Raw genomic sequence first — 26,331 nt, forward strand, 5'->3', positions numbered from 1 at the left:
AAGAAAGACCGTTATTTATGCTAAGAGACTTTTTATAATTCGATGGTTCTATAGTTAATAATATTTGTAATTATTTACATGTTTATATAAGAACTATATCTATTAATCTAATAGTTTCCACAACAACTAACGATAGAATAATCATTCAGATAAAGTTAGTTTGGTTAGTTACCTAACCGCATCTCCCTATATAGCTTGCTCATGCAGAATTTTACGTAAATAAAAGGCTAATATGAAAGAGGCAAGTAGAAAACTTGTAATCATACCAATAACCCCATGCCAGCCATATATGGTCCAGAAGATTCCACCTACCGTTCCGCCTACACTTGAACCTACATAGTAAAAGAATAAGTACAATGAGGATGCCTGTGCTTTATCGTGTGTAGCACGTCGACCAACCCAACTACTAGCAATTGAGTGTCCACCAAAGAAGCCGAATGTGAAAATGGCGATGCCAGCTATCTTTAAAAGTAAGTGGTTTTCTAGCGTGATAATACCACCGATAAACATAATAACTATTGCAATGACTAACATTTTATATTTTCCAAAACGATCAGAAAGACTGCCAAACCATGTAGAACTAAATGTACCTACAAGGTAGATAATGAATATCCAACCAACAATTGTTTGACTTAAAGAAAATGGCGGTTCTACTAATTGAAAGCCGATATAATTATAAAGTGTGACAAAGCTCCCCATTAACAAAAAGCCTAATCCGAATAAACTTAGTAAAGCAGGATCTTTCAAATGAAGGATCAATGAATGTAACAGTGCTTTTATATTAAGTTTCTTCGCTTCAAAGTGTTTAGACGATGGTAGCAAAAAGTAAAAAGCGAAGCTCACTAGAAAACTAATCACTCCAATTGCAATCATCCCAATACGCCAGTTGAATAAATCGGTCATCGTCCCAACGATGATTCGCCCACCTAATCCACCAATTGTATTACCACTAATATATAATCCCATAGCAATCCCTAAACTTTTAGGGTCGATTTCTTCGCCTAAATAAGCCATAGCAATGGCCGGAAGCCCGGCAAATACAATACCTTGTATAACTCTTAATGTAAGTAAAATTGAATAATTAGGTGCAAAAGCAATAAATAAGGTTAAAATAGCACCTGCAAACATAGAGAATGTCATAATCTTTTTTCTGCCCCAAGCCTCTGATAATGAGCCAATGATAAGCATGCTGAAGGCTAATGTTAAAGTCGTTACAGATAATGACAAACTAGCTATTGTAGGCGAAATGTGGAACACTTTTGTGAAAGTCGGGAGTAATGGTTGTGTCATGTATAAATTTGCAAATGTACTAAAAGCCCCTGCGAACAATGCTAAATTCGCATTTCGGAAGCTAACGGTACCACGTTTTATATAGTCCATTAGAGGTCACTCCAAAATTGAATTATTTAATACTTATTATAAGGATGTACAAATCATAATAACAATTGATTAGATTTGTACATGGATTTAAAAGGGGTATTCATGAAAGCTGTATACGTGTAGAAAAGTGTTATGATTTCTAAAAATTTCTTTCACGGAGTTAAAGAAAGTTGCGTTAAGGAAACATTTTGCATACAATGAAATTAACATTTTAATAGAGAAAGTAGTTGAGTATATGGATGGGAATGTCGTTTTTGCTTTAGCGTTAACGCTCTTCGCTGGTTTAGCAACAGGCGTAGGTAGTTTAATAGCATTATTTACATCGAGGACGAATACGAAGTTCCTATCGTTTTCTTTAGGTTTTTCTGCAGGTGTCATGATTTATGTTTCACTTGTTGAAATATTTGTGAAAGCTAAGGATTCGCTCGTTGGTGAGTTAGGGGAAAAGCAAGGCTACACATTCACGGTAATTGGTTTTTTTGCCGGTATGCTGTTAATCGCACTCATTGATAAAATGATTCCAAAACACGAAAATCCTCATGAAATAAAAAAGGTTGAAGATATGCAGGTAGGACCATCAAATGATGAATATGCTAAGTTAATGAAAATGGGTATATTCACCGCGCTTGCAATTGGAATTCATAACTTTCCAGAAGGAATTGCAACATTTGCATCTGCCTTGCAAGATCCGAATCTCGGTATTGCGATTGCAATTGCGGTTGCTATTCATAATATTCCAGAGGGAATTGCTGTCTCTGTCCCGATTTTCTTTGCGACAGGAGATCGTAAAAAAGCATTTAAGCTTTCATTTTTATCAGGTTTAGCTGAGCCAGTTGGAGCATTTGTAGCATATTTGATTTTAATGCCATTCTTAAATGATATTGTGTTCGGAATGCTTTTTGCTGGTGTTGCCGGTATTATGGTATTCATTTCGTTAGATGAATTATTACCAGCTGCAAAGAAATATGATGAGGCGCATACATCGATTTACGGTGTAATTGTCGGTATGGCTGTAATGGCTATTAGTTTAGTATTATTAGTTTGAAAAAACAGGTCCATTATTATGGGGCCTGTTTTTTTAGTGTGCCATTTAGTTTTCGGATGCTACAGTGAACCTTGAAGTAATACCAAATCATCAATTCATTTGATTTAGGAAAGGTCATAACTTTAACACATCGGTGATTTTTGCCAAGAAAAAATGCCAAGAGGCACATACTCTTGGCATTTTCTATTTCGCTTATTCGCTTGTAACTTGAACACCTTTTGTATCAACTGGAACGGCTTTAATAACATAAGAAGGGAAGATGGGCTTCAATTTAGCAACGAAGGCATCTACGCGATCTTTTGAGATTAATGAGATGACAGTTGGACCGGCACCGCTAATAGCTGTACCAAAGGCACCTGCATCCTGTGCTGTTTGACGAATTTCATGATAATTAGGGATTAAATTTGCGCGGAATGGTTCATGAAATAAATCATGCTCCATGAATTTACCTACACGTTCATAATCCTTTATAAGTAATGATGCAGTTAACATATTGGCATGGGCACTTGCGTGAACAGCGTATGCTTTGTCATAGTTTGACGGTAATACTTTACGGGCTTCCTCTGTTTTCAATTCAACATTTGGAATGAATACAGCGAATGCAGCGTCAACATCACGTGCATTAATCAATTCTAATTGACCGTTTGGCAATGTTGAAGCAATCGTTAGACCACCATGTACAGATGCAGCTGCATTGTCAGGATGCCCTTCCAATTTCGAAGCAAGTTTACAACGTTCTTCAATAGAGAGTTGTAAATCACATACTTGATTTGTGAGTTCAATACCCGCCACGATAGCAGATGCGCTACTTCCAAGTCCACGAGCAAGAGGTAGTTCACTGTGCATCACGACTTTACAAGGAGGCAGTGTAGCTTTGTACCGTTCAGCGGTTTCTTTAGCAACTTTATAGACGAGATGGTCTTCAACTTTAACATTTACAGGAAGGTGTTCTGAACGATGCTCAAACTCCCAATTTTCTTGTAAAGTTACGTCTAGTGTTAAATAGAGACCTAATGCTAGTCCAATAGAGTCGAATCCTGGTCCAAGATTAGCGGTGCTTCCCGGAACAGATATGGACCACTTTGTTGTCATAGCAATCCCTCGATGTAAGTACGGATTTCTACTTCGTCATTTGCTAAAGAAACCATATCGACAGTAGATGCTTTTACGGCTGTATCAGGGTCTTTTAATCCGTTTCCTGTTAATACAGCAACTATACGACTTCCTTTAGGAATTGATCCATTTGCAACCGATTGAAGGACACCAGCAATAGAAGCGGCTGATCCTGGCTCTGCAAAGATACCTTCTTTAGAAGCAATCAAGCGGTATGCATTTAAAATCTCTTCATCTGTAACTGCAGCGATTTTACCTCCGGATTCATCACGAGCAGCTTCAGCTAGTTTCCAACTTGCTGGATTCCCGATACGAATAGCAGTAGCAACAGTTTCAGGGTGTGGTATTACTTCACCACGTACAATTGCCGCAGCGCCTTCTGCTTCAAAGCCGAACATTTTTGGTAGACCTGTTTGTTTTTTTGCATTGTATTCTTTAAAGCCTTTCCAGTAAGCACTAATGTTACCTGCATTTCCGACAGGGATTGCAAGAATATCCGGTGCGCTGCCTAGACCGTCACAAATTTCAAAAGCAGCTGTTTTTTGACCTTCTAATCTATATGGATTAACTGAGTTTACTAATGTTACTGAAGTGTTTTCACTAATGTCACGAACAATTTGTAGTGCTTCATCAAAGTTACCATCAATTTCGATGATTTTTGCACCATACATGTAAGCTTGTGCTAGTTTACCAGCAGCTACTTTACCTTTTGGGATAACGATAATAGCTTGGATGCCAGCGCGTGCTGCGTATGCAGCGGCTGCAGCTGATGTATTACCTGTTGAAGCACAAATAACAAATTTACTTCCAGCTTCAACGGCTTTTGCTACTGCCATTACCATGCCACGGTCCTTGAATGAACCTGTTGGATTTAAACCTTCATATTTAACATAAAGATCGATTTCTAGTTCTTTTGATAGCGTATTTAAATGAATGAGCGGTGTATTACCCTCATGTAAAGTAAGAGCAGGTGTATTTTCTGAGACAGGTAGATATTCTTTATAGTGATCGATAAGACCTTTCCACATATATAACATTCTCCTTTTTGTTCATCCTGAAAAAACATTTGTTTTTCTATAAGAGACATTTTAACGTATTTTGGGTATATGTTTCAATAGGAAATTGCTAAATTTTCGGAACAATTGAATTTATTTTGCATCTTGTCACAAAATATAAAGATGTGTATAGTTAGGATAGTCAAATGTGTATTCAAGTGTAAAGACATACGGGGGAATAATAATGACAACGAATCAACAGGCAGGTACTAAGGTAATATCTCGTAATAAGCTTCTAGGTATTGCGGGAGTTGGATGGATGTTTGATGCATTAGATGTGGGTATTTTATCTTTTGTCATAGCTGCTTTAGCAAAAGAATGGATGCTATCACCAAGTGAAATGGGCTGGATAGGCAGTGTTAACTCAATAGGAATGGCAGTTGGAGCCTTTGTATTTGGAATATTAGCCGATCGTATTGGCCGTAAATCGGTATTTATATGGACACTTGTAATTTTCTCTGTTGCTAGTGGTTTATCGGCATTAACGACGACTTTAGCAGCATTTATGATTTTAAGATTTTTCATTGGTATGGGTCTTGGTGGTGAATTGCCTGTAGCTTCAACGCTTGTTTCTGAAAGTGTTGCATCACATGAACGTGGACGCATTGTTGTCTTATTAGAAAGCTTCTGGGCTGGCGGTTGGTTATTAGCAGCACTTATTTCATATTTTGTTATACCAAACTACGGCTGGCGAATTGCTTTATTATTAACGGCTCTTCCAGCAGTTTATGCGATATACTTGCGGTTACATTTACCTGATTCACCTCAGTTTACAGCCAAAAAGGATGTTGTACGTAATATCGGTCAAAATATTAAAGATGTTTGGTCGAAAGAATATGCTCGTCGTACATTAATGCTTTGGATTGTTTGGTTTACAGTTGTCTTTTCTTATTATGGCATGTTTTTGTGGTTGCCTAGTGTTATGGTTATGAAGGGTTTTAGTTTAATAGCAAGCTTTAAATATGTGCTGATAATGACGCTAGCTCAATTACCAGGTTATTTTACAGCTGCTTGGCTAATTGAAAGAGCAGGCAGAAAATTTGTCTTAGCTACCTATTTGTTAGGAACTGCTGTAAGTGCACTTGTTTTTGGTAATGCTGAAACAATTGGTCTTTTACTTGTAGCTGGAATGTTCTTATCATTCTTTAATCTAGGAGCCTGGGGTGCATTGTATGCTTATACACCTGAGCAGTATCCAACAATTATTCGTGGTACAGGTGCTGGTATGGCTGCCTCTGTTGGCCGATTAGGAGGAATATTTGGACCTTTGCTTGTAGGTTCACTTGTAGCAAAAGGATATGAATTGAATTTGATCTTCGGTATCTTCTGTATTTCGATAATAATAGGTGTAGTTGCAATTATTGCACTAGGTACAGAGACAAAACAGACAGAGTTAGAGTAGGAAAATTTAAGAGGGAATATCCTTCTTTCTATAAGCCTTTATAATACTATTAACGATCTTCTCTCACTATTTAATAGAGAGAAGGTCGTTTTATTTTGTTAGTACATTCAATGAAAGGGGTATTATATGTCGTGGTATAAAAAAGCTCCTGCAAGAATTACTTGAAGGAGTAATGATATAGTTTTATGATTTTGTCTTTTGTTGATTACTGATTCAAAACTAGACCAACATATTATAAATCAGTTTAACGATACAAATGTTCAAGTAATTCAGGCACAAGATTAATCTTTATATTATGGGTATTTTTCCTTAATTTGAAACTAATAGTAGATTTATAACGTAATAAAGTTATACATAAAAGGAGTGAGCGCTATGGATGTAACAGAATTTTACGTATCAATTGAGCCACATGATGTATTAAACCGTATTAAAACAAACATTGTGGAGGGCAGTTTTTCTGGAAAGCTTATCGATCAATATGAACGTATTGTAGGGGATCAACAAGTAGTAGTTTGTATACTTGAAAAGTATTATATGCGTACTAGTAATCGTGCAAGCTTAACAGTAACAGTTGACAATTTAGAAGGTAAAACGAAAATTCATGCAGTTGCTTCTGGTGGTGGAGAAGGGGCCTTTTTCCGTTTTGATTGGGGAGTGGGTAATACCTTCTTGAATAGCGTAGAAAAGGCGTTAGAAGAGTTCATTATAAAATAGTAAAAAAGCTAGGGGGGATGATAGGTGAAATACCCAGCGAAACATCAAAGGGTTTTGATTATTGGATCTGGTGGGGCAGGGAAATCAACATTGTCACGTACATTAAGTGGATTATGGGAACTGCCGCTCGTCCATCTAGATGCTATGTATTGGAAATTTGGTTGGCAGAAATCTGATAAAGCAGATTTTATTGAAAGGCTTCAATTAGAACTTGAAAAGCCTGCTTGGATTATTGATGGAAATTTCGATTCGACACTAGAACTGCGAGCCAAATATGCAGACCTTATTATTTTCCTGGATTTTTCTAATAAGCTTTGCACTTATCGAGTGTTAAAACGTACTATTCAATATCGCGGGAGGACAAGGCCTGATATGGGGGAGGGGTGCCCTGAAAAGGTTGATGCAGAGTTTTTACGATGGATTTGGCGCTTCCCTGTTGATGCCAGACCAGGGGTTATGAATATGATGATTCAATCTAATGTAAACAGTATTATATTTTCTTCTCCGTCCCAGCTGAACAAATGGTTGAGAAATTGTAAAAAAGGGAAAAGTAGTCTCAAATGAGGCTGCTTTTTTATTGAGGGCAATTCGAAAATGGGCATATGTATTTGTGGCCGTTTTTGCATCAATGACGACGCCACCGGATTTTGCTATATGAAATCAGTATTTTTTTAGTTAAAAAATAGAACGAAAGCAAATGCTGAAGAATGCAATTAGTGATTAAATAGCACAACTAGATGACCTTTCAGATAACTGAGTTATTTGGGGCTCTTTTTATTTTAAAAACAATTTAATACTTTTTAAGCATATTTTTTTACATAGCAAATCTTGAAACATATTATTATAATAATTGAATTAGCATAACTTGAATTTTATGAGAATATATTTTATTGTTTACGCTTTCATAATATCGTTATAAGAAGGAGGAGTACGGTATGTCAACTTTTATGGCCGAGATGGTAGGGACAATGATTTTGATACTGTTCGGGGGCGGCGTAGTTGCGGCTGTTTCTTTGAAAGGCTCTAAAGGAAAAGATGGTGGTTGGATCGTTATTACTGTTGCCTGGGGTCTTGCAGTAGCTATGGGAGCATTTGCAGTAGGAGGTATAAGTGGTGCACATTTAAATCCTGCATTGACAATCGCGTTGGCGACAATTGGGAAATTTGAGTGGTCAGATGTTCCCATGTTCATACTTGCTCAAATGATTGGAGCAATTATAGGAGCTATTTTAGTCTACTTAACTTATTTAGCACATTGGAAACCAACTGAAGATCCAGATGCCAAACTAAGTGTTTTTTGTACAGCGCCAGCATATAATCATCCGTTATCAAATTTAACAACGGAAATGATTGGCACGTTTATCTTAGTTCTTGGTATTTTAGCTATAGGCACAAATAATATTACAGATGGCTTAAATCCCTTAATAGTAGGAGCTTTAATTATCGTAATTGGTATGGCACTTGGTGGCCCAACAGGGTATGCTATTAATCCAGCACGTGATTTAGGGCCTCGTATAGCACATTTCTTCCTTCCGATTCCAGGGAAAAGAGATTCTAATTGGAGCTATTCATGGGTACCGGTAGTTGGTCCCATTATTGGAGGACTATTTGGAGCGTTGTTTTATAAACAAGTTTTTGAAGGCGTAAATAGTATCGCATTTTGGATAGTAGGAGTAATCGTGCTAGCGATTTTCATAGGAGCACAGGCTACAGTGAATAAAGTTGTAAGATAGAATAATAAATTAAAATCTGGAGGTCATCAAATGACAAAAAAGTATATTCTGGCATTAGACCAAGGTACTACAAGCTCACGTGCAATTTTATTTGACGAAGAAGGCAATATTTTTAATAGTGCTCAACAGGAATTTCCACAATATTTCCCACAATCAGGATGGGTAGAGCATAATGCAGAGCAAATTTGGAGCTCAATTTCATCTGTCATAGCTGGTGTCCTTTCAGAGAAAAATGTCCATGCAGATCAAGTTCAAGGGATTGGTATCACCAATCAACGTGAAACGACGGTTGTTTGGGATAAAAATACGGGAGTACCAGTGCATAATGCTATCGTATGGCAATCACGCCAAACAGCAGGCATTTGTGAAGAGTTGAAAGAGAAAGGCTATAATGATTTATTTAGAGATAAAACGGGATTACTTATTGATGCATACTTCTCAGGCACAAAAGTGAAGTGGATATTAGATAATGTTGAAGGGGCAAGAGAAAAAGCGGAGAATGGTGATTTGTTATTTGGTACCATTGACACATGGCTGATCTGGAAACTAACAGATGGGAAAGTACATGTAACAGACTATTCGAATGCTTCTAGAACATTAATGTATAATATTTACGACTTGAAATGGGATGAAGAGCTATTAGAGATTTTGGGAGTCCCAGCATCAATGCTGCCAGAAGTTCGTCCTTCATCTGAAGTGTATGGTTTAACGGATGGAAATCACTTCTTTGGTCAAGAAGTACCTATTGCTGGTATTGCGGGTGACCAACAAGCTGCTTTATTTGGCCAAGCTTGTTTTGAAAGTGGTATGGTGAAAAATACTTATGGCACTGGTTGCTTTATGCTTATGAACACAGGTGAAAAGGCTGTTAAATCCGATAACGGTTTGTTAACAACAATTGCTTGGGGAATTGATGGAAAAGTAGAGTATGCATTAGAGGGTAGCATTTTCGTAGCGGGCTCAGCTATTCAATGGTTACGTGACGGTTTACGGATGTTCCATGATTCAAAAGAAAGTGAGCGCTATGCAGAAAAGGTTGACTCGACTGAAGGTGTATACGTTGTTCCAGCATTCGTTGGGTTAGGTACACCATATTGGGATAGTGACGTACGTGGTGCTGTATTCGGTTTAACACGTGGTACAGAAAAAGAGCATTTCATACGCGCAACACTGGAGTCATTAGCGTATCAAACAAAAGATGTGCTGGGTGCTATGGAAGCAGATTCAGGCATCTCGTTAAAAACATTACGAGTGGATGGCGGAGCTGTCATGAATAATTTGTTAATGCAATTCCAAGCAGATTTACTTGATGTTCCGGTAGAACGTCCATCGATTAATGAAACTACAGCACTCGGTGCAGCGTATTTAGCTGGATTGGCAGTTGGGTTCTGGAAGGATCGCGACGAGATTTCGAAATACTGGAATTTAGATACGCAATTCAGTCCGAATATGGAAGAAGAAAGACGTGAAGATTTATACAAAGGCTGGAAAAAGGCTATACATGCAGCCCAAGCGTTTAAATAATAGTAATACACATGTAGCAGTTCACTTTTCAAAGGTGAACTGCTTTTTTTGATAGCATTTTGTGTATAGTGGGGATAAAAATGTGTATAGTGGATAAAAAAATGATTTTTATTGATATTAATTTAGTCCTCTTTGGTTAATAAATAGGCTTTTCCACTATTTTTTAAAATAATGTGGATATCTCTAATAATATTGTTAATAGTTTTAGTGGAGAATAGTATTTCAGAGAAAGGGGATCATACGAATTCCCTTTCTTTTTGTATGATAAAAAAGCCGGGAAAATACGAAGATTATGTTACGCTAAAGTAAAGGTGTTATTTTTAAGAGAAATGCATGCTTAATGTAGAAATGGAGAAGGTTGTTGTTGTATGGTAAATAATTTTCAAGGGCTTTACAAAGCGAAGTTAAAAAAACCTCAAGATGTTCTCTCGTATATTGAGGACGGAGCAGATATTATTATACCAATAGCGAATGGAGAACCAGTAAAGCTATTGGATATTTTGGAAGAGAACGCAGACTACTTAAAAGATGTGCGTATTCATCAGATGTTAACGATGCATCCTCGTAAATATATAGATGGAGCTTATAAAGGGCACTTATCACATGTCTCATACTTTTTGAGCGGTGCTACACGTAAGGCTTATTATAATGGGCATTGTGAATTGATGCCAAATTATTTTCATGAAGTACCACGTATTATGAAGGATTATACGAAAGCATCTCTTATAATGGCAGTTGCTTCACCAATGGATGAGCACGGATATTTTACTCTTGGAACACAAGCCGATTATGCTGCATGTTTTATAGGTATTGCTCCCTTTTTCTTGGAAGTAAATGAGCATATGCCAAGAACATTTGGTCAAAATTTAATACATATTAGCCAAATAGAAGGCTTTATTGAGCATCATACACCGCTAGTAAAAAATCCGGAACCCGTAATCGAAGAAAAAGACATACGTATTGCAGAATATGTTGCAGAATATATTAAAAATGGTGATACATTGCAGGCTGGGATAGGTTCGATTCCAAATGCGGTAATTAGTTTACTAAATGATCATCGCCATTTAGGTATTCATACGGAACTGATAACGGACGGGGTAGTTGGTTTAGTGGAGAAAGGTGTAATCGATGGGTCTCAGAAGAAAACGAATAAGGGGAAAATCGTCGGTACTTTTGCGTTAGGGACGGATAAGTTATATGAATTCCTGCATAATAATCCGATTGTTGAATTCCAAACAGTTGATGTGACGAACGATCCGCGCTTAATTGCCAAAGAGGATAATATCGTTTCTATCAATGCTACAACGGAAGTGGACATTTATGGTCAATGCGCCTCTGAAACAGTTGCAGGAAAGTATTATTCTTCCACTGGTGGTCAATTTGATTTTGCACGTGGAGCAAATTTTGCGGAAAATGGCCGTGGATTTATATGCATGCATTCGACTACGAAAAACGATACGATATCGAGAATAAAAGTTTTATTAACAAGCGGCTCAGTCGTAACAACCTCCAAAAATGAAGTAGATAAGGTAGTAACGGAGTATGGTGTAGCTGAGTTAAAAGGCAAATCGATATCAGCGAGGGCGAAGTCGTTAATCGAAATTGCGCATCCGAAATTTAAGGACGAGCTTATATTTGAAGCAAAAAAACTAAATCTAATGTAAGAAATACTAAACCCGTTTTTTAACTAAACGGGTTTTTTTGATGAATAATAAACATTGTTCACGATATCAAAATGGCATGTTACATATATATACCTATAAGAGAGAAAAAATATGTTAGGAAAAGCTTAATATAAAAATATATTTTTCAAAAATAAATAGATAGGAGACGCTTATGATGAAGGAGCAGTTAACATTACTTGAACCACAATTGAAAAGTGTTTTTAAGTATTTGCATGAAAATCCTGAAATTAGCTGGAAAGAGAGGCGAACTACTGATTACATTAAAGAGATATTAGAACAAGAAGGATACAAGGTGCATACGTTTACTGATAGTACGGGTTTATATGTGGAAATCGGTGAGGGGAGACCGGTTGTAGGTCTACGAACTGATATCGATGCCTTGTGGCAAGAAGTTGATGGTGAATTTCAGGCACATCATTCTTGTGGACATGATGCACATATGACAATGGTGATTGGTGTTTTACTATTATTAAAGCGCCTGAAAAGAACATGGAGAGGGACCATTCGGGTATTATTCCAACCGGCTGAGGAAAAAGGACAGGGAGCATTGTCCTTTGTTGACCGTGGGTTGGTCGACGATATGGACTATCTATTTGGTGTACATGTCCGTCCGGTGCAGGAGCTAAGTGATGGCACATTTTGTCCAGCGCTATATCATGGTGCATCCAGACTGTTATGTGGTCAAATTAACGGTGTGGAATCACATGCCGCAAGACCCCATTTAGGTAAAAATGCCATTGAAATTGGAGCAAGCTTAATCGAAGCACTAAAAACGATTCATATAGATACAATGATCCCGTTTTCGGTAAAAGTAACGAAATTTCAAGCGGGCGGAGAATCAGGAAATATAATTCCGGCGAAGGCCTACTTCACGATTGATGTACGTGCACAAACAAATGAAGGAATTGAGCAATTGCATGATGGCATAGAGCGTACCATAAGAGCAATTGAATCCTTATATGAAGTTTCAATTGATTTACATGAACAAGTTAGGGTTGCAGCAGCTGAAGTAGATGACGAAGCAAAGGATATAATTGAGCAAGCAATTATTGAATCAGTAGGTGAAGAGTATTTACGTCCCCCTGTTATTACACCAGGTGGAGAAGATTTTCATTTTTATACTGTTAAAAGGGCGAATGTAAAGGCAGCCATGTTAGGACTTGGTTGCGGATTAACGCCAGGGCTGCATCATCCAAAAATGACATTTAATAAGGATCAGTTAATTGTCGGAGTAGAAATTTTGGCACGTACAGTATTAGGTGCATTTGCACATGCAGAAAAGGAAGCCCTCTCTTGCTGAAAATCGTATATTAGCGTATGTTTTATTAAAACGTTAATTTAGGTTGGATAGTGGAAGGTGCGGTAGTGTGAAGATAACAGAAATTAAAATTCGGCAACTAAGTATGCGAATGAAATCGCCATTTTCAACAAGCTTCGGTACAGTGCAAGATAAGCAGTTTTTAATATTAGAAGCTAAAGATGATAGTGGAATATCTGGTTGGGGGGAAGGGGTTGCTTTTGAAATCCCTTGGTATACAGAGGAGACAGTTAAGACGAGTTGGCATATGCTTGAAGATTTCCTTATTCCACTAGTGCTTAATAAAGATTTTCAGCATCCAGATGAAATAAGCGATATGTTCAAAGTAATCCGCCAAAATAAAATGGCAAAGGCGACTCTTGAATGTGCGGTATGGGATCTATATGCCAAGAAGACAAAACAGTCACTTTCGAATGCATTAGGTGGAGCGAAAAAGAAAATTGAAGTGGGTATAAGTATTGGTATTCAGCCGACAATTGATCAGCTGTTACAGTACATTGAAAATTATATTTCAGCAGGCTATAAACGTATGAAGGTTAAGATTAAACCAGGCAATGACATTGATGTCATTCAGGCAATCCGAGCAAAGTTTCCAGAAGTACCACTAATGGTGGACGCCAATTCAGCTTATACTTTAGATGATATAGAGTTGCTAAAAAAACTAGATGAGTACAATTTAATGATGATTGAACAGCCTCTTGCATCGGATGACATTATCGATCACGCAAAGCTACAAAAGCATTTAAAAACGCCAATTTGTTTAGATGAAAGTATTTGTTCTTATGAGGATGCACGTACAGCGATTGAGCTTGGAAGCTGTGGTATCATCAACATCAAGTTTGGTCGTGTAGGTGGTTTAACTGAGGCAAAACTAATCCATGATTTATGCCAGCAACATAATATTAAAGTTTGGTGTGGTGGTATGTTAGAATCGGGTATTGGTCGAGCGCATAATGTTGCACTTACGACTCTGGAAAATTTTGTATTACCAGGGGATACTGCAGGTTCTAGTCATTATTGGGACCAAGATATTATCTCACCTGAAGTGCATGTTGAAAATGGCTACATTTCAGTGCCAGAAAGTTTTGGAATTGGCTATGAACCTAACGTAGAATTAATGGATCAACTTACTGTAAGTCAAAAAGTTTATCGATAAACAAAAAACTATGCAAAATTTGCATAGTTTTTTTCATTATATTATTAATAGTTTACTCATATAAAGTTCATCTTCATAGTCATCGTTTATTTTCAATGATTGTTGACGCTCTCCATCTATTCCAAATCCAAATCTGTTAAACATATTGATAGCGATAGTATTGGATTTACTAACACTTAATTCAATTCTTTTAATGCAATTTGACATTGCCCATTTTTCAGCCTCTTTTAAAAGTGCTGTGCCTATGCCTTGGTTAGTAAATTTCTGTTTGACACCGAGGTAAATCGATACACGGTGTTTAGCACGTTGAGCTTTATTACCAGAAATAGAAATCATGCCTCCAATTTGACCTTCAACAACTGCTACTATAATTGAACTAGAATTGTCTTTACGTAAGTTAGTAATTTTCTTGCGTACACTTTGAACAGATGGGTCGCGTTCGTTTATACCATAAAGCATAAATTCTGTCTCTGCATCTAACGTAGACAATAATTTGGCTAGATCACGGGCATCATCCGTTTCAATAGAACGAGTGATAAAAGTATTTTTAGCTTTATTTAAACTATCCAATTCATCATTATTGTTATTTGAAGGTTTTTCAAATGTCACATGATAACCAGGCTGTACTGTGGTTACATAGTATCCTTGTTCTATCCAAGCTAGATAATGTCTTAGAGGAGGTTTAGTTTTTTTCCACCAACTCTTATTTAAATAAGAAGAGTTAGGTAATGAATGTCCCATAATTGTTTCGATTTCTGTGAAGGAAAGTTGAATTTTATCGTCTTTTGCGGAGCTGAAATATTCAGCTAGTGGTATGTATTTCTTTTCAATCTTATTTTCCATTATTACCCCTCTTTATTATATGTATATATTATATTAGAAATAGTAACATAGTATTAAGTCTAATTACACGATTTCTATGATTATTATTTATTTTTATGGATAAAAAAGACTATTTTAATATAAAGGGATATAGAAGATGATGTGATTTTGTAAAATTAACTTTATAAAATAGAATACAGGAATAATATGCTTTTAATTAAGACCATAATAAGGATTGAACATTTATCATCAAAGCGCTGACATTCTTTTTCAGTGCTATTTGTGATAAGATATATTCGGAAATTGTTGAAATCTAGGAGGCAAAATTTAAATGAGTAAAGTACTTGTATTCGGACACAAAAACCCAGATACTGATACAATCACATCTGCGTTAGTATATGCATATTTAAAAAAACAACTAGGCGTTGATGCTGAAGCAATTCGCCTTGGCGAACTGAACAACGAAACAGCTTACGCTTTAGAAAAATTTGGATTTGAAGCACCACGCTTTGTGGAAAAAGTTGCAGGAGAAGCTGCTCAAGTAATATTAGTTGATCATAACGAACGTCAACAAAGTGCTGATGATATTGCTGAAGTTCAAGTAATGGAAGTTATTGATCATCACCGTATTGCTAACTTTGAAACAGCGGATCCATTGTACTACCGCGCGGAACCTGTTGGTTGTACAGCAACAATTCTAAATAAAATCTTCAAAGAAAATGAAGTTGAGATTCCAGCTAACTATGCAGGTCTTATGTTATCTGCTATCATCTCTGATACATTATTATTCAAATCACCAACATGCACAGAGCAAGATGTGAAAGCAGCAAATGAGTTAGCTGCAATTGCAGATGTTGACGCTGCTGAGTATGGGCTTGCAATGTTAAAAGCAGGTGCTGATTTAAGTGATAAATCATTAGAAGATTTGCTTTCTCTTGATGCAAAAGAATTCAGCATGGGAGATCACAAAGTTGTCATCGCTCAAGTAAATGCTGTTGATGTAAATGACGTTTTAGATCGCCAAGCTGATTTAGAAGTTTTATTAAACAACACTGTTGCAGAAAAAGGTCTAGACCTATTCTTCTTCGTTGTAACGGATATCATTAACAATGATTCTGTTGCTGTTGCAATAGGTGCACAAGCTGAAAAAGCTTATACAGCATTTAACGTTGTGGCTGATAATAATCGTGCGTTATTAAAAGGTGTAGTTTCTCGTAAAAAACAAATTGTCCCAGCATTAACTGATACATTAAAATAATCCTTGTTTGAGGAGGAACTGCCTATTTCAATTGGAATAGGCGGTTTTTTATTGCTGAAAATTACACTTATAATCCACTTAGGTCAAGTGGATATACTGCAGGCCCTTCAAGTACTGCACCATCCTTTGAAAAGCGTGAGCCATGACAAGGACAGTCCCATGTTTCATCTGCTTCATTCCATCTCGTTTTACAACCTAAATGAGTACAACGAGGCATAGCACGACGAGTGACATGACCACCGACAAAATCCTTCGTTACTTTTCCGCCTAATTTTAAAGCTTGTAAAACAGCATCTCCAAATTTAGTATGCTTCGGAGAATACAGAGAGAGTCCGACATTTTGTTTTCCAACAATTCCATCTCGGAGCAGTTGTGCTGCCACAATGGAATTAGCTAACCCCCATTTTCTGAAACCGGAAGCCATCCAAATATTCGGTAAACGGGAACTGATCTGCCCAACATAAGGAATTAAATCTACTGTTTCAGGATCTTGCGCAGACCAGTGATAGTTGCAGTGGTTAGCTGCGAATCTATCTTTAGCTTCTAATTGCAACGCTTCATAATACATGGAGGTATTGGAAATAGAGCCTGCAGGGTGGCTATCCCCAGCTAATAATATAAAAGGTTTGTCATCGATTAATGTTGTTCGAATAGAGCGACCAGGTTTATCGATAGATAAATACTGACCTTTATACAATTCGCTTGCTTCAAAAGAAACGATATAAGAACGAGTGACTTCTAGTTTGAAAATTTGCATACCAATAATAGCTTCTAGTGGATAATGGGAGCATAAAATTAACTCTTTATAACAAACTGTATGACCATTCTCTAGTTCTACACATGGTTTTAAAATATTGACCTTTTGCACGCGTGAATGCTCGTAAATCTCAGCACCTGATTGGATTGCCTTTTCTGCGATAGTTCGTCCAAAGCGTACAGGATGGATTTGCGCTTGTTTGGGCATTTTCAAGGAAGCGGCAATGTCATATGGAATTTCGCAATCGGCGTTCCATTCTCCAGGAATACCAAGAGTCTGGTAAGCCTTCCATTCATCTTCTAAGTCCTTTTTACCGTCAGCTTTCTGTGTATATAAGAAGGAATCAGCATGATGCACACAATCGGGTTCTGCTAAATTAAATGATAGTTCCACAGCTTGCTGGTTGAGCTCATAATATTGTTGAGCTGCTTCCATACCAAATTTAGTAATAAGTTGACTATATAATAGACCTTGTTGTGCAGTTACCTTCCCAGTGGAATGTCCGGTAGTACCTGAAAATAAAGTATTGCCTTCTAATAAAGTAACCTTCCTACCAACTTTTGAGAGTAAATAAGCAGCAAGTATGCCAGAAATACCACCACCAATAATACAGATGTCAGTTTCGATTGATTGTTCGAGTGTAGGTCTTGCAAAAGGTGCTTGTTTATCTAGCCAAATTGAAGATGCCATAAGATGCCTCCAAGTACATTTTTTTTAGCATGTGGAGTTTTTGAGGAATTATGTATAAGCAGATAAATTGATGTTTCATATGTTCACATATACAATATCTGCAAGAGGTGAGCATTGATGAAAATTGAAATTTGGTCAGACTATGTATGTCCATTTTGTTATATCGGTAAAAGACAATTAGAAAAAGCATTGCAAGATACAGGATTCAGTGAACAAACAGAAGTAATATTCAAGAGTTATCAGTTAGATCCAAGCACTCCAGCTACATCGGATTTATCCATGTACGAAGCGTTAGCTAAAAAATTCGGTTCTACAATTGAAGCGGCAAAAGCCCAAACAGTTGGTGTTGCTGGCCGTGCAAAAGAAGTAGGATTAGATTTTGATTTTGAAAATATGAAACCTGCTAATACTTTCAAATCACATCGTTTAGCAAAATACGCCGAAGCAGAAGGTAAAGCTGCTGAGATGACTGAGCGTTTACTACGTGCGCACTTTATTGAAGCAAAACAACTTGGCTTAACTGAAGTATTAGTAGAGTTGGCAGCAGAAGTTGGTTTAAATCGTGAGAGAGTACTAGATGTACTAAATTCAGATAATTATTCATCAGAGGTATTGGCTGATATTCAAGAGGCTTCACAAATAGGTGTTAGAGGTGTCCCATTCTTTGTATTAAATCGTAAATATGCAATTTCAGGTGCTCAACCACAAGAATTATTCGAAGAGACAATTCGTAAAGTGGCAGCTGAAGAGGGGATTCAACCGACACTTAAAATGATGGGAGCTGAAGGTACAGGCATTTGTGAAGATGGCAAGTGTGAACTTTAATCTTTAATCTTCAGTCAAAAGTATGAGAGCAGATGCATTGACAGTGTATCTGTTTTTTTATAAAATAAAATTATCTTGAATTTGAGATATTTTTTCGAGAGCTATTTTTTAACTAAGAGAGTGAGAGATTAAATTGACAAACGTATTAGTTGTTAAAGCAAATAACCGTCCTTCTACTGAAGGCGTTTCTAGTAAAATGTATGAAGTATTCATGGAAGAAGTAAAAGGTGCACAAGATTTAAACGTGACTACATTTGATGTATTCGCTGAAGATCTACCATACTTCGGACAAGATTTATTCAATGCATTTGGTAAAGTACAAAATGGTGAAGAACTTACAGATTTAGAAGGTCGCCTTCTTGCTGCAAAACAAAAAGCAATGGACGCTTTAACTGCTGCTGACGTAGTAGTATTCGCATTCCCATTATGGAACTTAACAATTCCAGCTAAATTACAAACTTTCGTTGATTACGTATACCAAGCAGGTTTTGCTTTCAAATATGATGCAGAAGGTAACATGATTAACTTAATGCCAGAGAAAAAAGCTATTCTTTTAAGCGCTCGTGGTGGTATCTATTCAACTCCAGAAACAGCACCAATGGAAATGGCTGTAAACTATATGCGTAATGTATTCGGCGGCGTATTCGGTATGTCAGTTGAAGAAGTAGTAATCGAAGGCCATAACGCAATGCCAGACAAAGCAGAAGCAATTATTGCTGAAGGTATGGAACGCGTTAAAGCAGCAGCAAAATCATTATCAGCTGTTCACGCTTAATTTTAAAGTAATAGTGAATGCCTAATGTTTAATTGGGCTATTTATAAAGAAAGAGGGAGGCCCATTAAATGGTGCTTCCCTCTTTTCCATTGCGTTCAAAACCTTTATAACGAGTGCCTTGAAATGTTAGTAAACCAAGGTCTCCCTCAACGAGCATACCGTATTCACGTCCGCTTACAGGCAACTCAATTCGGTCGCCACTTTGTACCTCGAAGGTCGTATAATACCTAGTGCTGGCTGAAGTATCTCCACTGCCACCAGACGTTTTTGACCGCTTTGTAACAACCTCTGCAGGCACAGTTAAAATAGGAGAAGCATTATTTTTAGACCACTGAGAAACTCCTTTTACAATAACAAATATAAATGCACTAACAATAATAAGGAAAACGATAACAAAAAATACCCCAAATAATCCAGTACCTACAAAAAAAGATATATCATCACCGAACATGCCATTCGACATAATAATCACCTCCATACATTCTTTATAATATCATTTACGGAAGCACCATTAGAATAGTTTCAAAAAAAGGTGATGATAACCCTTTCTGGTTGTCGTTCAAGATATAGGCTACTTTAATAGCCTCTCCTGCTGAAGACATAAATAAATTATTTGCAGGTCTACTTCTTGTTCCATATTTACTCGAATCTATAAGGAAGTCACAATTGTGCTTTGCTTTAAAGTAGATACAACAAAATAACCAGCCACACTTTGGTGACTGGTTAGGCTTGCTATGCTAATAGCAAATTGGTTATAAGTTTATATTTGACTTAAGCAGGGTTTGCTTCAAGTTCGATATTAATTTTGATATCATCGCCAACTAGTACGCCACCAGTTTCAAGTGCTGCGTTCCAAGTTAAACCAAAGTCTTTACGATTAATTTTAGTTTCCGCTTCAAAACCTACAACTTCTTGACCCCATGGGTTAGTACCTTTACCACCGTATTCAGCTTCAAAAGTTACAGATTTCGTTACATCCTTAATTGTAAAATCGCCAGTAATTTCGTATTCGCCGTCACCAGTAGATTTAATGTTTGTTGCAACGAAAGTCATTTTAGGGAACTGTTCAACATCAAAGAATTCAGCTGACTTTAAGTGGTTATCACGATCTTCATTATTTGAATTTACACTCGCTACATCAATTACGAATTTAATTGATGCACCAGTTAAATCTTCTGGATTAGCATCGATATCAGCAGTGAAAGAACCGAAGTTACCTTTAACTTTTGAAATCATCATGTGTTTTACTTGGAAACCTAAATTAGAGTGAGCTTGGTCTACGTTATATTTTGTCATTTTAAAATTCCTCCTAAAAAGTGTTTGTTATTTAGTACATTTATCATAATACAATATTATCTCGAAATCAAGAGTTTTGAATTAGAGATAATTTAATGTTACAGATGAATTATATGATTATGCAAAGAAAATCATGTCACTCTTATTTAGATCTTTTACAATAATTTCCCCTTCATTTTCAGAGAATGAAACATTGTAGGTTTGTAAATTTTCTTTCAGTTTGTTTAGTTCATCTTTTGAAGACAGCTTAAGAGAGTAGCCCATTAATCCAGTAGCATTTTCCGGTGGGAGTGAAGCACCTACACCTTGCCAAATATTTGTTGCAATATGGTGGTGATAACCCCCAGCAGACATAAAGAAAGCTGAATCCATAAAGTTAGTCATTAAATCTAATCCTAGAGCCTCTAAATAGAAATGGCTTGTTGCATCGTCTAAGTTCGTAACGTTTAAATGCATATGGCCTAAAATTGTACCTTCTGGGAACCCTGTCCATGTACGCTCAGATTTGTATAAAGCCATGATACCTTTGAAATCGATCGGTTCAGTAGCTGTGTTCACTTGACCGTTTGGTTCAATCAGCCACTCACTTCTTGGTAGATCTCGGTATATTTCAATTCCGTTGCCTTCTGGGTCACTTAGATAGAACGCTTCAGAGTAAAGGTGGTCACCTGCTCCTGAGATAGGGGCACCAATTTCTAATAAATTTCCGATAACATACGCTAAATCTTCGCGACTTGGGACTAATATTGCGAAGTGGAAAAGACCTGTAGTACATGTTGGTCTTGGAACAACATCCTGTGTAGTAGTTAATATTAGAATCGGTTCAGTACTACCTGTACCAAATATAACTTCTGTAGTGGATTCCTTAATAATATGGAACCCTAACATTTGATAAAACTCTTTTTGTTTTTCTAGAGACTGTACGCTTAACTGAACATATCCTAATGTCATTTTGGGATCTAATTTGAAAGTCAAAGTAGTTCCTCCCTTCAAATAATTCTTCAAGCTTACTTTTAGTAACTAACTATAAAATAATAAATTACTTACGTCAAGTAAATAAGTTACCGAAAGTTTACTTTTTAAAATAATCCCGCTACAATAGCATATATAGAGGTGAAACAAATGAAGGAATCCGCATTATGCCCTCGTTTAGCAAAATCTATGGATTTGATAGGTAAACGCTGGATGGGCTTAATTTTATATCAATTATTAGAGGGACCGCAGCGCTTTAATGAAATCGAGTCATCGATGCCAATTAGCGGGCGACTGCTATCTGAGCGTCTAAAAGAACTTGAAAAAGAAGGTCTTGTTGAGCGCCATGTGTATACTGAAGTACCCGTTCGAGTAGAATATACTTTGACAGAAAAAGGCCAAGGTTTAAAAGCTGCAATCGATGAGATTGAAAATTGGTCAAAAAAATGGCTTTAAGTGAAAATCACTTGTAAAAATGCCGTTGTCTATTCATACTATGAATGAATAGAAGTTTAGAAAGGAAAGGTCTTTCAATAATGAAACAACAATGGGCAGCAAAATTATCTACTATAGTAAATCCAGTAAACGTTAAAATAGATGAACCACTAGATCAATACACGATGACAAAGTTAGGCGGTAGCGCCGATGTTTTTGTCATGCCTTCTACTGAAGAAGAAGCAGTAGCAATCGTAAAATATGCGAATAACAATGATATCCCGATATTGCTATTAGGGAATGGCTCTAATATGGTTGTACGTGATGGCGGAGTTAGAGGAATTGTCCTGAACTTTTCGAAATTGGATGCAATCCGCATTGATGGTACAACTGTTTATGCACAAGCAGGTGCATTGCTTAAAGACGTATCAATAGCAGCGGCAGAGGCAACTTTAACAGGTTTAGAATTCTCATGTGGTATTCCAGGATCTATTGGTGGCGCAATGGCTATGAATGCAGGTGCATACGGCGGGGAAATAAAAGATGTTATTTTACAATCAACTGTACTAACACCAACAGGCGAAAAATTAGTTTTAAACAAAGAACAACTTGACCTAAGCTATCGTAAAAGTATTATCTCTAAAAAGGGCTACTACGTATTATCTTCTGAGTTTGAATTACAACGAGGCGATCAACAAGAAATTGATGCAAAAATTGCTGAGTTAACATTTTTGCGTGAATCGAAACAACCGCTTGAATATCCTTCAGCAGGAAGTGTATTTAAACGCCCTCCAGGTTACTTTGCAGGTAAATTGATTCAAGACAGTGAGCTACAAGGTAAAGGTGTAGGCGGTGCAGAGGTTTCTACGAAGCATGCTGGCTTTATAGTAAATAAAGGTGGCGCAACAGCTACTGATTACATCAACACAATTAAAATGGTGCAAGCAACTGTGAAAGAGAAATTTGATGTTGATTTAGAATTAGAAGTAAAAATCGTTGGTGAAGAACCTTCTAAAAACGGATCATTGTAAATTTTATTAAACTAAAAACTACAGAGAACGCCTTTCGTATTACATGCGGAAGGCGTATTTATATTTAAAGGGGAGATCACTATGAAATTTGTATCTTGGAATGTTAATGGAATTCGAGCGTGCTTAAAAAAGGGCTTTTTAGATTATTTTAATGAAATGGATGCGGATTTTTTCTGTATTCAAGAGTCAAAATGCCAAGATGGACAAGTAGAATTAGATTTGCCAGGCTATGAGCAATATTGGAATTATGCAGAGCGCAAAGGCTATTCAGGTACAGCTATTTTTACAAAACATACGCCATTGTCCGTTAAATATGGTGTAGGTGACCAATCAACGCAAGAAGAAGGACGTATCATTACATTAGAATATGAAGATTTCTATTTAGTAAATGTGTATACACCAAATTCAAAACGGGACTTAGCGCGTCTTGATTACCGAATTGAATGGGAGGATGAATTGCGAGGTTACTTACAAACCTTAGACGAAGTAAAGCCTGTTATTTATTGTGGTGATTTGAATGTTGCTCATGAAGAAATAGATATAAAAAATGCTAAGGCTAATATAGGGAATTCTGGTTTTACAGAAGAAGAGCGTGGCAGAATGACAACATTGTTAGGTTCAGGATTTACAGACACTTTCCGTTATCTATATCCAACGCAAACAGATACTTATACGTGGTGGTCTTATATGAATAAAGTAAGAGAGCGGAATATTGGCTGGCGGATCGATTACTTTATCGTCTCAGATCGTTTGCAAGAGAAAATTGAAAGTGCGGAAGTACATGCTAGTATTCTAGGGAGTGACCATTGTCCAATCGTATTAAAATTAAAATAATATGTTTTATATAGAGAAATCACGTTTTTTGTCGAAAAAGCGTGGTTTTTTTGTTTTATTTAAAAGGGGAAAACACTTCGAGAGCCGAATATAATAGGAGTAAGGGGAGGCGAAATTATGGTCAAAGAGAAAAAGCGTGGCCGATTATGGAAATGGCTAAGCTGGACTTTAGGGGTTTTAATACTTATTGCATGTGGAGCACTTATTTTTGTTAACGGTTACATAGGCAAGTCTAAACCAAAAATAGATGGCGAAATGCAAGTAGCGGTATTGGATGAAAATGTGAAAGTAGTAAGAGATGACAAAGGAGTACCACATCTTACAGCTAAATCGGATGCAGATTTATATCGAGCGCAAGGTTTTGTGCAAGCTCAAGATCGATTATTCCAAATGGATTTAGCGAGAAGACAGGCAAGCGGTAGACTGGCAGAGGTCGTCGGTGAGTCTGCGGTAGATACGGATAAGTTCTTCCGTACATTTAGTTTGCGTTCGGCCGCCGAAAAATCTGAAGCGGGTTATTCACAAGAGGCTAAGCAAGTTTTAGCTTGGTATGCTGAAGGTGTAAATGCATTTATGGAACAGGCAAAGAAAGAGGGCACTTTATCGTATGAATTTCGTTTGCTTGGCTATGAACCTGAGCCTTGGACGGCAGTGGATTCATTAACAATTGGTAAATACATGGCTTATGATTTAGGTGGTCATTGGGATATGTTAGCGTTTAGACATTGGGCATTAAACAATTTACCTGATGAAGAATCTAAGGAATTATTCATTAAGTATCCAGAAAATGCGAAGTCAATTATTGCAGCTAATAAAAACACACCTGTTAATGTTGCAGGACAGTTCGATGCGTCACTAATACCTCACGAATTTAATGGTAGTAATAACTGGGTAGTATCGGGTAGTAAAACAGAGTCAGGGAAGCCTTTACTAGCGGATGATCCACATTTAGGTTTAAGTACACCATCTATTTGGTATCAAATGCATTTGGAAACACCTACGCAGAATGTAAGTGGAGTTATTTTCGCAGGAATACCTGGTATTATTTTAGGGCATAACGAGAAAATAGCATGGGGCGTGACGAATGTTGGTCCAGATGCACAGGATTTATATATAGAAATACCGAACCCAAGTAATGCAACTGAATTTAAATATGAAGGCAAATGGGAAAAGGCTACAGTACGAGAGGAACCTATCAAAATTAAAGGTGGTAAAACGATAGATTTTGAAGTTGTAGAAACGAGACATGGTCCGATTATTTCAGATTTGGCATTTAAGAAGGAAAAGCCAACTGCAGTCTTCTCTATGCAATGGACTGCTCTAGAACCAACGTTGGAATTACAAGCGATATTAAATATGAACCGTGCTGAAAATTGGGAGCAGTTCGAAACAGCTCTAGAGGATTTCCAAGCACCAGCACAAAATTTTGTTTTTGCCTCAGAGGACGGTACGATTGCTTATAAAGCAAATGGTCGAATTCCAATTCGTAAAAAAGGTGATGGGCAGCTACCGGTTCCAGGAGACTCAGCAGAATATGATTGGAAAGGGTATATTGATTACGATAAATTACCAAAAGTCGTGAATCCGGCTGAAGGCTTTATTGCGACAGCGAATAATGAAGTAGTCGGTGACGAATATCCATATCATATTTCGGACTTTTGGGCACAACCATATCGTTATGAACGAATTTCTGAAGTGCTAGAAAGCAAGGAGAAGCTAACAGTAAAAGATATGCAAAACTTGCAAATGGATCAGAAAGACTTATATGCAGGTGAGTTTTTGAAAGATATGCTAGGCTCGGTAAAGCAAGTTGATAGTAAAAAAGAATATAAGGATATTTTGAAAATGATGGAGGACTGGAATCAAGTCGATTCAAAAGAATCTGGTGCCCCGTTAGTTTTCAACTTGTGGATTATTAATATTCAGAAGGAATTGTTTGAAGATAATTTACCAAAAGATGTGTACGAAATGATGCCTGGTAAATACAATATTACAGATGAAATTATGCGCCAGGCCTTTGCAGGAAAACAAGGTGCATGGGTGACCAAAGCAGGTGGTATTGATAAGCTTATGTACAATTCCTTTAAAAGGACGCTTCAAGATATTGAAGCTGAGTTCGGTAAAAACGCCGAAAAGTGGCAATGGGGAGATTATCATCAGTTAACATTTAACCACCCATTATCGGCAGCCTCTCCAATTCTAGCAAAATTACTTAATCCAAAGCCAGTACCAATCGGAGGTTCTAAATTCACAGTACAGGCAGCTGCAAACAAAGAAAATGGTAATGTAAACCACGGCGCATCTTGGCGTTTTGTTGCAGATTTAAGTGACTTATCGAAGGGGTATCATATTGTGGGACCTGGGCAAAGTGGTCATATGAAGTCTGAGTGGTATAACGACCAAGTTGACGATTGGGCGAATGGGAAGTATCATGAGACCATTATTACAGGTGATGTGCCTAACGGTAAGAAATTATTATTAAAGGCTCAATAACATAGAAGGTGTTTTATT

At 37.1% G+C, this 26,331-nt stretch carries 24 protein-coding genes; 16 read left to right on the forward strand and 8 right to left on the reverse strand.

Going from position 1 to position 26,331, the window contains the following annotated elements; translation table 11 throughout:
* Positions 1 to 186 precede the first annotated feature (186 nt).
* Complete coding sequence (locus AC3IS5_RS01505) at positions 187 to 1,380, reverse strand: MFS transporter (RefSeq protein ID WP_489426274.1); 1,194 nt, start codon at positions 1,378 to 1,380, stop codon at positions 187 to 189.
* Positions 1,381 to 1,615: 235 nt separating this feature from the next.
* Here AC3IS5_RS01505 and zupT point away from each other — a divergent pair, with 235 nt between their 5' ends.
* Entirely contained in the window at positions 1,616 to 2,425 is an 810-nt protein-coding gene (gene zupT / locus AC3IS5_RS01510; RefSeq protein WP_489426275.1) for a zinc transporter ZupT, read from the forward strand.
* 192 nt (positions 2,426 to 2,617) lie between these two features.
* Here zupT and thrB read toward each other — a convergent pair whose 3' ends face one another.
* The gene (gene thrB / locus AC3IS5_RS01515) at positions 2,618 to 3,517 is read right to left on the reverse strand and encodes a homoserine kinase (protein WP_489426276.1); all 900 of its coding nucleotides are present in this window, start codon (positions 3,515 to 3,517) and stop codon (positions 2,618 to 2,620) included.
* Positions 3,514 to 4,566: a threonine synthase gene (gene thrC / locus AC3IS5_RS01520; protein ID WP_489426277.1), complete on the reverse strand. Its 1,053-nt coding sequence runs from the start codon at positions 4,564 to 4,566 to the stop codon at positions 3,514 to 3,516. Before thrC ends, thrB begins: the two co-directional genes overlap by 4 nt.
* 211 nt (positions 4,567 to 4,777) lie before the next feature.
* Here thrC and AC3IS5_RS01525 point away from each other — a divergent pair, with 211 nt between their 5' ends.
* The 8 genes from AC3IS5_RS01525 (at position 4,778) to menC (ending at position 14,125) form a co-directional block, all read left to right on the forward strand.
* On the forward strand, positions 4,778 to 5,995 hold the full coding sequence (locus tag AC3IS5_RS01525) for an MFS transporter (protein ID WP_489426278.1): 1,218 nt from the start codon (positions 4,778 to 4,780) through the stop codon (positions 5,993 to 5,995).
* A gap of 372 nt (positions 5,996 to 6,367) precedes the next feature.
* Positions 6,368 to 6,709 carry a DUF6054 family protein gene (locus AC3IS5_RS01530; protein ID WP_489426279.1) on the forward strand — a complete coding sequence of 114 codons (342 nt, stop codon included), beginning with the start codon at positions 6,368 to 6,370 and terminating at the stop codon, positions 6,707 to 6,709.
* 24 nt (positions 6,710 to 6,733) lie between these two features.
* Complete coding sequence (locus AC3IS5_RS01535) at positions 6,734 to 7,273, forward strand: P-loop NTPase family protein (RefSeq protein WP_489426280.1); 540 nt, start codon at positions 6,734 to 6,736, stop codon at positions 7,271 to 7,273.
* A 371-nt stretch (positions 7,274 to 7,644) separates the two neighbouring features.
* Complete coding sequence (locus tag AC3IS5_RS01540) at positions 7,645 to 8,442, forward strand: MIP/aquaporin family protein (protein WP_489426281.1); 798 nt, start codon at positions 7,645 to 7,647, stop codon at positions 8,440 to 8,442.
* 30 nt (positions 8,443 to 8,472) lie between these two features.
* Entirely contained in the window at positions 8,473 to 9,966 is a 1,494-nt protein-coding gene (glpK, locus tag AC3IS5_RS01545; protein ID WP_489426282.1) for a glycerol kinase GlpK, read from the forward strand.
* A 368-nt stretch (positions 9,967 to 10,334) separates the two neighbouring features.
* The gene (locus AC3IS5_RS01550; RefSeq protein ID WP_489426283.1) at positions 10,335 to 11,630 is read left to right on the forward strand and encodes an acetyl-CoA hydrolase/transferase family protein; all 1,296 of its coding nucleotides are present in this window, start codon (positions 10,335 to 10,337) and stop codon (positions 11,628 to 11,630) included.
* A gap of 175 nt (positions 11,631 to 11,805) precedes the next feature.
* Positions 11,806 to 12,951, forward strand: coding sequence for a M20 peptidase aminoacylase family protein (locus AC3IS5_RS01555; protein ID WP_489427798.1), 1,146 nt, complete (start codon positions 11,806 to 11,808; stop codon positions 12,949 to 12,951).
* A 67-nt stretch (positions 12,952 to 13,018) separates the two neighbouring features.
* A complete protein-coding gene (gene menC, locus AC3IS5_RS01560; RefSeq protein WP_489426284.1) occupies positions 13,019 to 14,125 on the forward strand; it encodes an o-succinylbenzoate synthase in 1,107 nt (368 codons plus the stop codon).
* Positions 14,126 to 14,161: 36 nt separating this feature from the next.
* Here the strand turns inward: menC and AC3IS5_RS01565 are convergent, their stop codons facing one another.
* Positions 14,162 to 14,968 carry a GNAT family N-acetyltransferase gene (locus AC3IS5_RS01565; protein ID WP_489426285.1) on the reverse strand — a complete coding sequence of 269 codons (807 nt, stop codon included), beginning with the start codon at positions 14,966 to 14,968 and terminating at the stop codon, positions 14,162 to 14,164.
* Positions 14,969 to 15,278: 310 nt separating this feature from the next.
* Here AC3IS5_RS01565 and AC3IS5_RS01570 point away from each other — a divergent pair, with 310 nt between their 5' ends.
* The gene (locus AC3IS5_RS01570; protein WP_489426286.1) at positions 15,279 to 16,205 is read left to right on the forward strand and encodes a manganese-dependent inorganic pyrophosphatase; all 927 of its coding nucleotides are present in this window, start codon (positions 15,279 to 15,281) and stop codon (positions 16,203 to 16,205) included.
* Between the two features lie 67 nt (positions 16,206 to 16,272).
* On the opposite strand, the gene AC3IS5_RS01575 is transcribed toward AC3IS5_RS01570, so the two are convergent.
* The gene (locus tag AC3IS5_RS01575) at positions 16,273 to 17,652 is read right to left on the reverse strand and encodes an FAD-dependent oxidoreductase (RefSeq protein ID WP_489426287.1); all 1,380 of its coding nucleotides are present in this window, start codon (positions 17,650 to 17,652) and stop codon (positions 16,273 to 16,275) included.
* Between the two features lie 117 nt (positions 17,653 to 17,769).
* Between AC3IS5_RS01575 and AC3IS5_RS01580 the strand changes: the two genes are divergently transcribed.
* Together AC3IS5_RS01580 and AC3IS5_RS01585 are read left to right on the forward strand one after the other, a co-directional pair.
* Positions 17,770 to 18,477 (forward strand): DsbA family oxidoreductase, encoded by a 708-nt coding sequence (locus AC3IS5_RS01580; protein ID WP_489426288.1) that lies wholly within the window; start codon positions 17,770 to 17,772, stop codon positions 18,475 to 18,477.
* Positions 18,478 to 18,610: 133 nt separating this feature from the next.
* Positions 18,611 to 19,252 carry an FMN-dependent NADH-azoreductase gene (locus tag AC3IS5_RS01585; RefSeq protein WP_489426289.1) on the forward strand — a complete coding sequence of 214 codons (642 nt, stop codon included), beginning with the start codon at positions 18,611 to 18,613 and terminating at the stop codon, positions 19,250 to 19,252.
* A gap of 64 nt (positions 19,253 to 19,316) precedes the next feature.
* Here the strand turns inward: AC3IS5_RS01585 and AC3IS5_RS01590 are convergent, their stop codons facing one another.
* From AC3IS5_RS01590 to AC3IS5_RS01600, 3 genes are all read right to left on the reverse strand, one after another.
* Positions 19,317 to 19,715, reverse strand: a complete 399-nt coding sequence (locus tag AC3IS5_RS01590) for a DUF2500 domain-containing protein (RefSeq protein ID WP_489426290.1) — start codon at positions 19,713 to 19,715, stop codon at positions 19,317 to 19,319.
* Positions 19,716 to 20,023: 308 nt separating this feature from the next.
* Positions 20,024 to 20,548: a YceI family protein gene (locus AC3IS5_RS01595; protein WP_489426291.1), complete on the reverse strand. Its 525-nt coding sequence runs from the start codon at positions 20,546 to 20,548 to the stop codon at positions 20,024 to 20,026.
* 117 nt (positions 20,549 to 20,665) lie between these two features.
* Positions 20,666 to 21,523 carry a VOC family protein gene (locus AC3IS5_RS01600; protein ID WP_489426292.1) on the reverse strand — a complete coding sequence of 286 codons (858 nt, stop codon included), beginning with the start codon at positions 21,521 to 21,523 and terminating at the stop codon, positions 20,666 to 20,668.
* A 147-nt stretch (positions 21,524 to 21,670) separates the two neighbouring features.
* Here AC3IS5_RS01600 and AC3IS5_RS01605 point away from each other — a divergent pair, with 147 nt between their 5' ends.
* From AC3IS5_RS01605 to AC3IS5_RS01620, 4 genes are all read left to right on the forward strand, one after another.
* Positions 21,671 to 21,976 (forward strand): winged helix-turn-helix transcriptional regulator, encoded by a 306-nt coding sequence (locus AC3IS5_RS01605; RefSeq protein ID WP_489426293.1) that lies wholly within the window; start codon positions 21,671 to 21,673, stop codon positions 21,974 to 21,976.
* Positions 21,977 to 22,053: 77 nt separating this feature from the next.
* Positions 22,054 to 22,986: a UDP-N-acetylmuramate dehydrogenase gene (gene murB / locus AC3IS5_RS01610; protein ID WP_489427799.1), complete on the forward strand. Its 933-nt coding sequence runs from the start codon at positions 22,054 to 22,056 to the stop codon at positions 22,984 to 22,986.
* A gap of 81 nt (positions 22,987 to 23,067) precedes the next feature.
* Entirely contained in the window at positions 23,068 to 23,820 is a 753-nt protein-coding gene (locus AC3IS5_RS01615) for an exodeoxyribonuclease III (protein WP_489426294.1), read from the forward strand.
* 117 nt (positions 23,821 to 23,937) lie between these two features.
* Positions 23,938 to 26,313 (forward strand): penicillin acylase family protein, encoded by a 2,376-nt coding sequence (locus tag AC3IS5_RS01620; protein WP_489426295.1) that lies wholly within the window; start codon positions 23,938 to 23,940, stop codon positions 26,311 to 26,313.
* Positions 26,314 to 26,331: the final 18 nt, after the last annotated feature.

The organism is Viridibacillus sp. KH_047 (assembly GCF_057838945.1).

What these genes read in the sequence shown, in the direction of transcription:
- AC3IS5_RS01505 (WP_489426274.1), bottom strand. Translation starts at nt 1,380, where the DNA reads ATGGACTATATAAAACGTGGTACCGTTAGCTTCCGAAATGCGAATTTA.
- zupT (WP_489426275.1), top strand. Translation starts at nt 1,616, where the DNA reads ATGGATGGGAATGTCGTTTTTGCTTTAGCGTTAACGCTCTTCGCTGGT.
- thrB (WP_489426276.1), bottom strand. Translation starts at nt 3,517, where the DNA reads ATGACAACAAAGTGGTCCATATCTGTTCCGGGAAGCACCGCTAATCTT.
- thrC (WP_489426277.1), bottom strand. Translation starts at nt 4,566, where the DNA reads ATGTGGAAAGGTCTTATCGATCACTATAAAGAATATCTACCTGTCTCA.
- AC3IS5_RS01525 (WP_489426278.1), top strand. Translation starts at nt 4,778, where the DNA reads ATGACAACGAATCAACAGGCAGGTACTAAGGTAATATCTCGTAATAAG.
- AC3IS5_RS01530 (WP_489426279.1), top strand. Translation starts at nt 6,368, where the DNA reads ATGGATGTAACAGAATTTTACGTATCAATTGAGCCACATGATGTATTA.
- AC3IS5_RS01540 (WP_489426281.1), top strand. Translation starts at nt 7,645, where the DNA reads ATGTCAACTTTTATGGCCGAGATGGTAGGGACAATGATTTTGATACTG.
- glpK (WP_489426282.1), top strand. Translation starts at nt 8,473, where the DNA reads ATGACAAAAAAGTATATTCTGGCATTAGACCAAGGTACTACAAGCTCA.
- AC3IS5_RS01550 (WP_489426283.1), top strand. Translation starts at nt 10,335, where the DNA reads ATGGTAAATAATTTTCAAGGGCTTTACAAAGCGAAGTTAAAAAAACCT.
- AC3IS5_RS01555 (WP_489427798.1), top strand. Translation starts at nt 11,806, where the DNA reads ATGAAGGAGCAGTTAACATTACTTGAACCACAATTGAAAAGTGTTTTT.
- AC3IS5_RS01565 (WP_489426285.1), bottom strand. Translation starts at nt 14,968, where the DNA reads ATGGAAAATAAGATTGAAAAGAAATACATACCACTAGCTGAATATTTC.
- AC3IS5_RS01570 (WP_489426286.1), top strand. Translation starts at nt 15,279, where the DNA reads ATGAGTAAAGTACTTGTATTCGGACACAAAAACCCAGATACTGATACA.
- AC3IS5_RS01575 (WP_489426287.1), bottom strand. Translation starts at nt 17,652, where the DNA reads ATGGCATCTTCAATTTGGCTAGATAAACAAGCACCTTTTGCAAGACCT.
- AC3IS5_RS01580 (WP_489426288.1), top strand. Translation starts at nt 17,770, where the DNA reads ATGAAAATTGAAATTTGGTCAGACTATGTATGTCCATTTTGTTATATC.
- AC3IS5_RS01590 (WP_489426290.1), bottom strand. Translation starts at nt 19,715, where the DNA reads ATGTCGAATGGCATGTTCGGTGATGATATATCTTTTTTTGTAGGTACT.
- AC3IS5_RS01595 (WP_489426291.1), bottom strand. Translation starts at nt 20,548, where the DNA reads ATGACAAAATATAACGTAGACCAAGCTCACTCTAATTTAGGTTTCCAA.
- AC3IS5_RS01605 (WP_489426293.1), top strand. Translation starts at nt 21,671, where the DNA reads ATGAAGGAATCCGCATTATGCCCTCGTTTAGCAAAATCTATGGATTTG.
- AC3IS5_RS01615 (WP_489426294.1), top strand. Translation starts at nt 23,068, where the DNA reads ATGAAATTTGTATCTTGGAATGTTAATGGAATTCGAGCGTGCTTAAAA.
- AC3IS5_RS01620 (WP_489426295.1), top strand. Translation starts at nt 23,938, where the DNA reads ATGGTCAAAGAGAAAAAGCGTGGCCGATTATGGAAATGGCTAAGCTGG.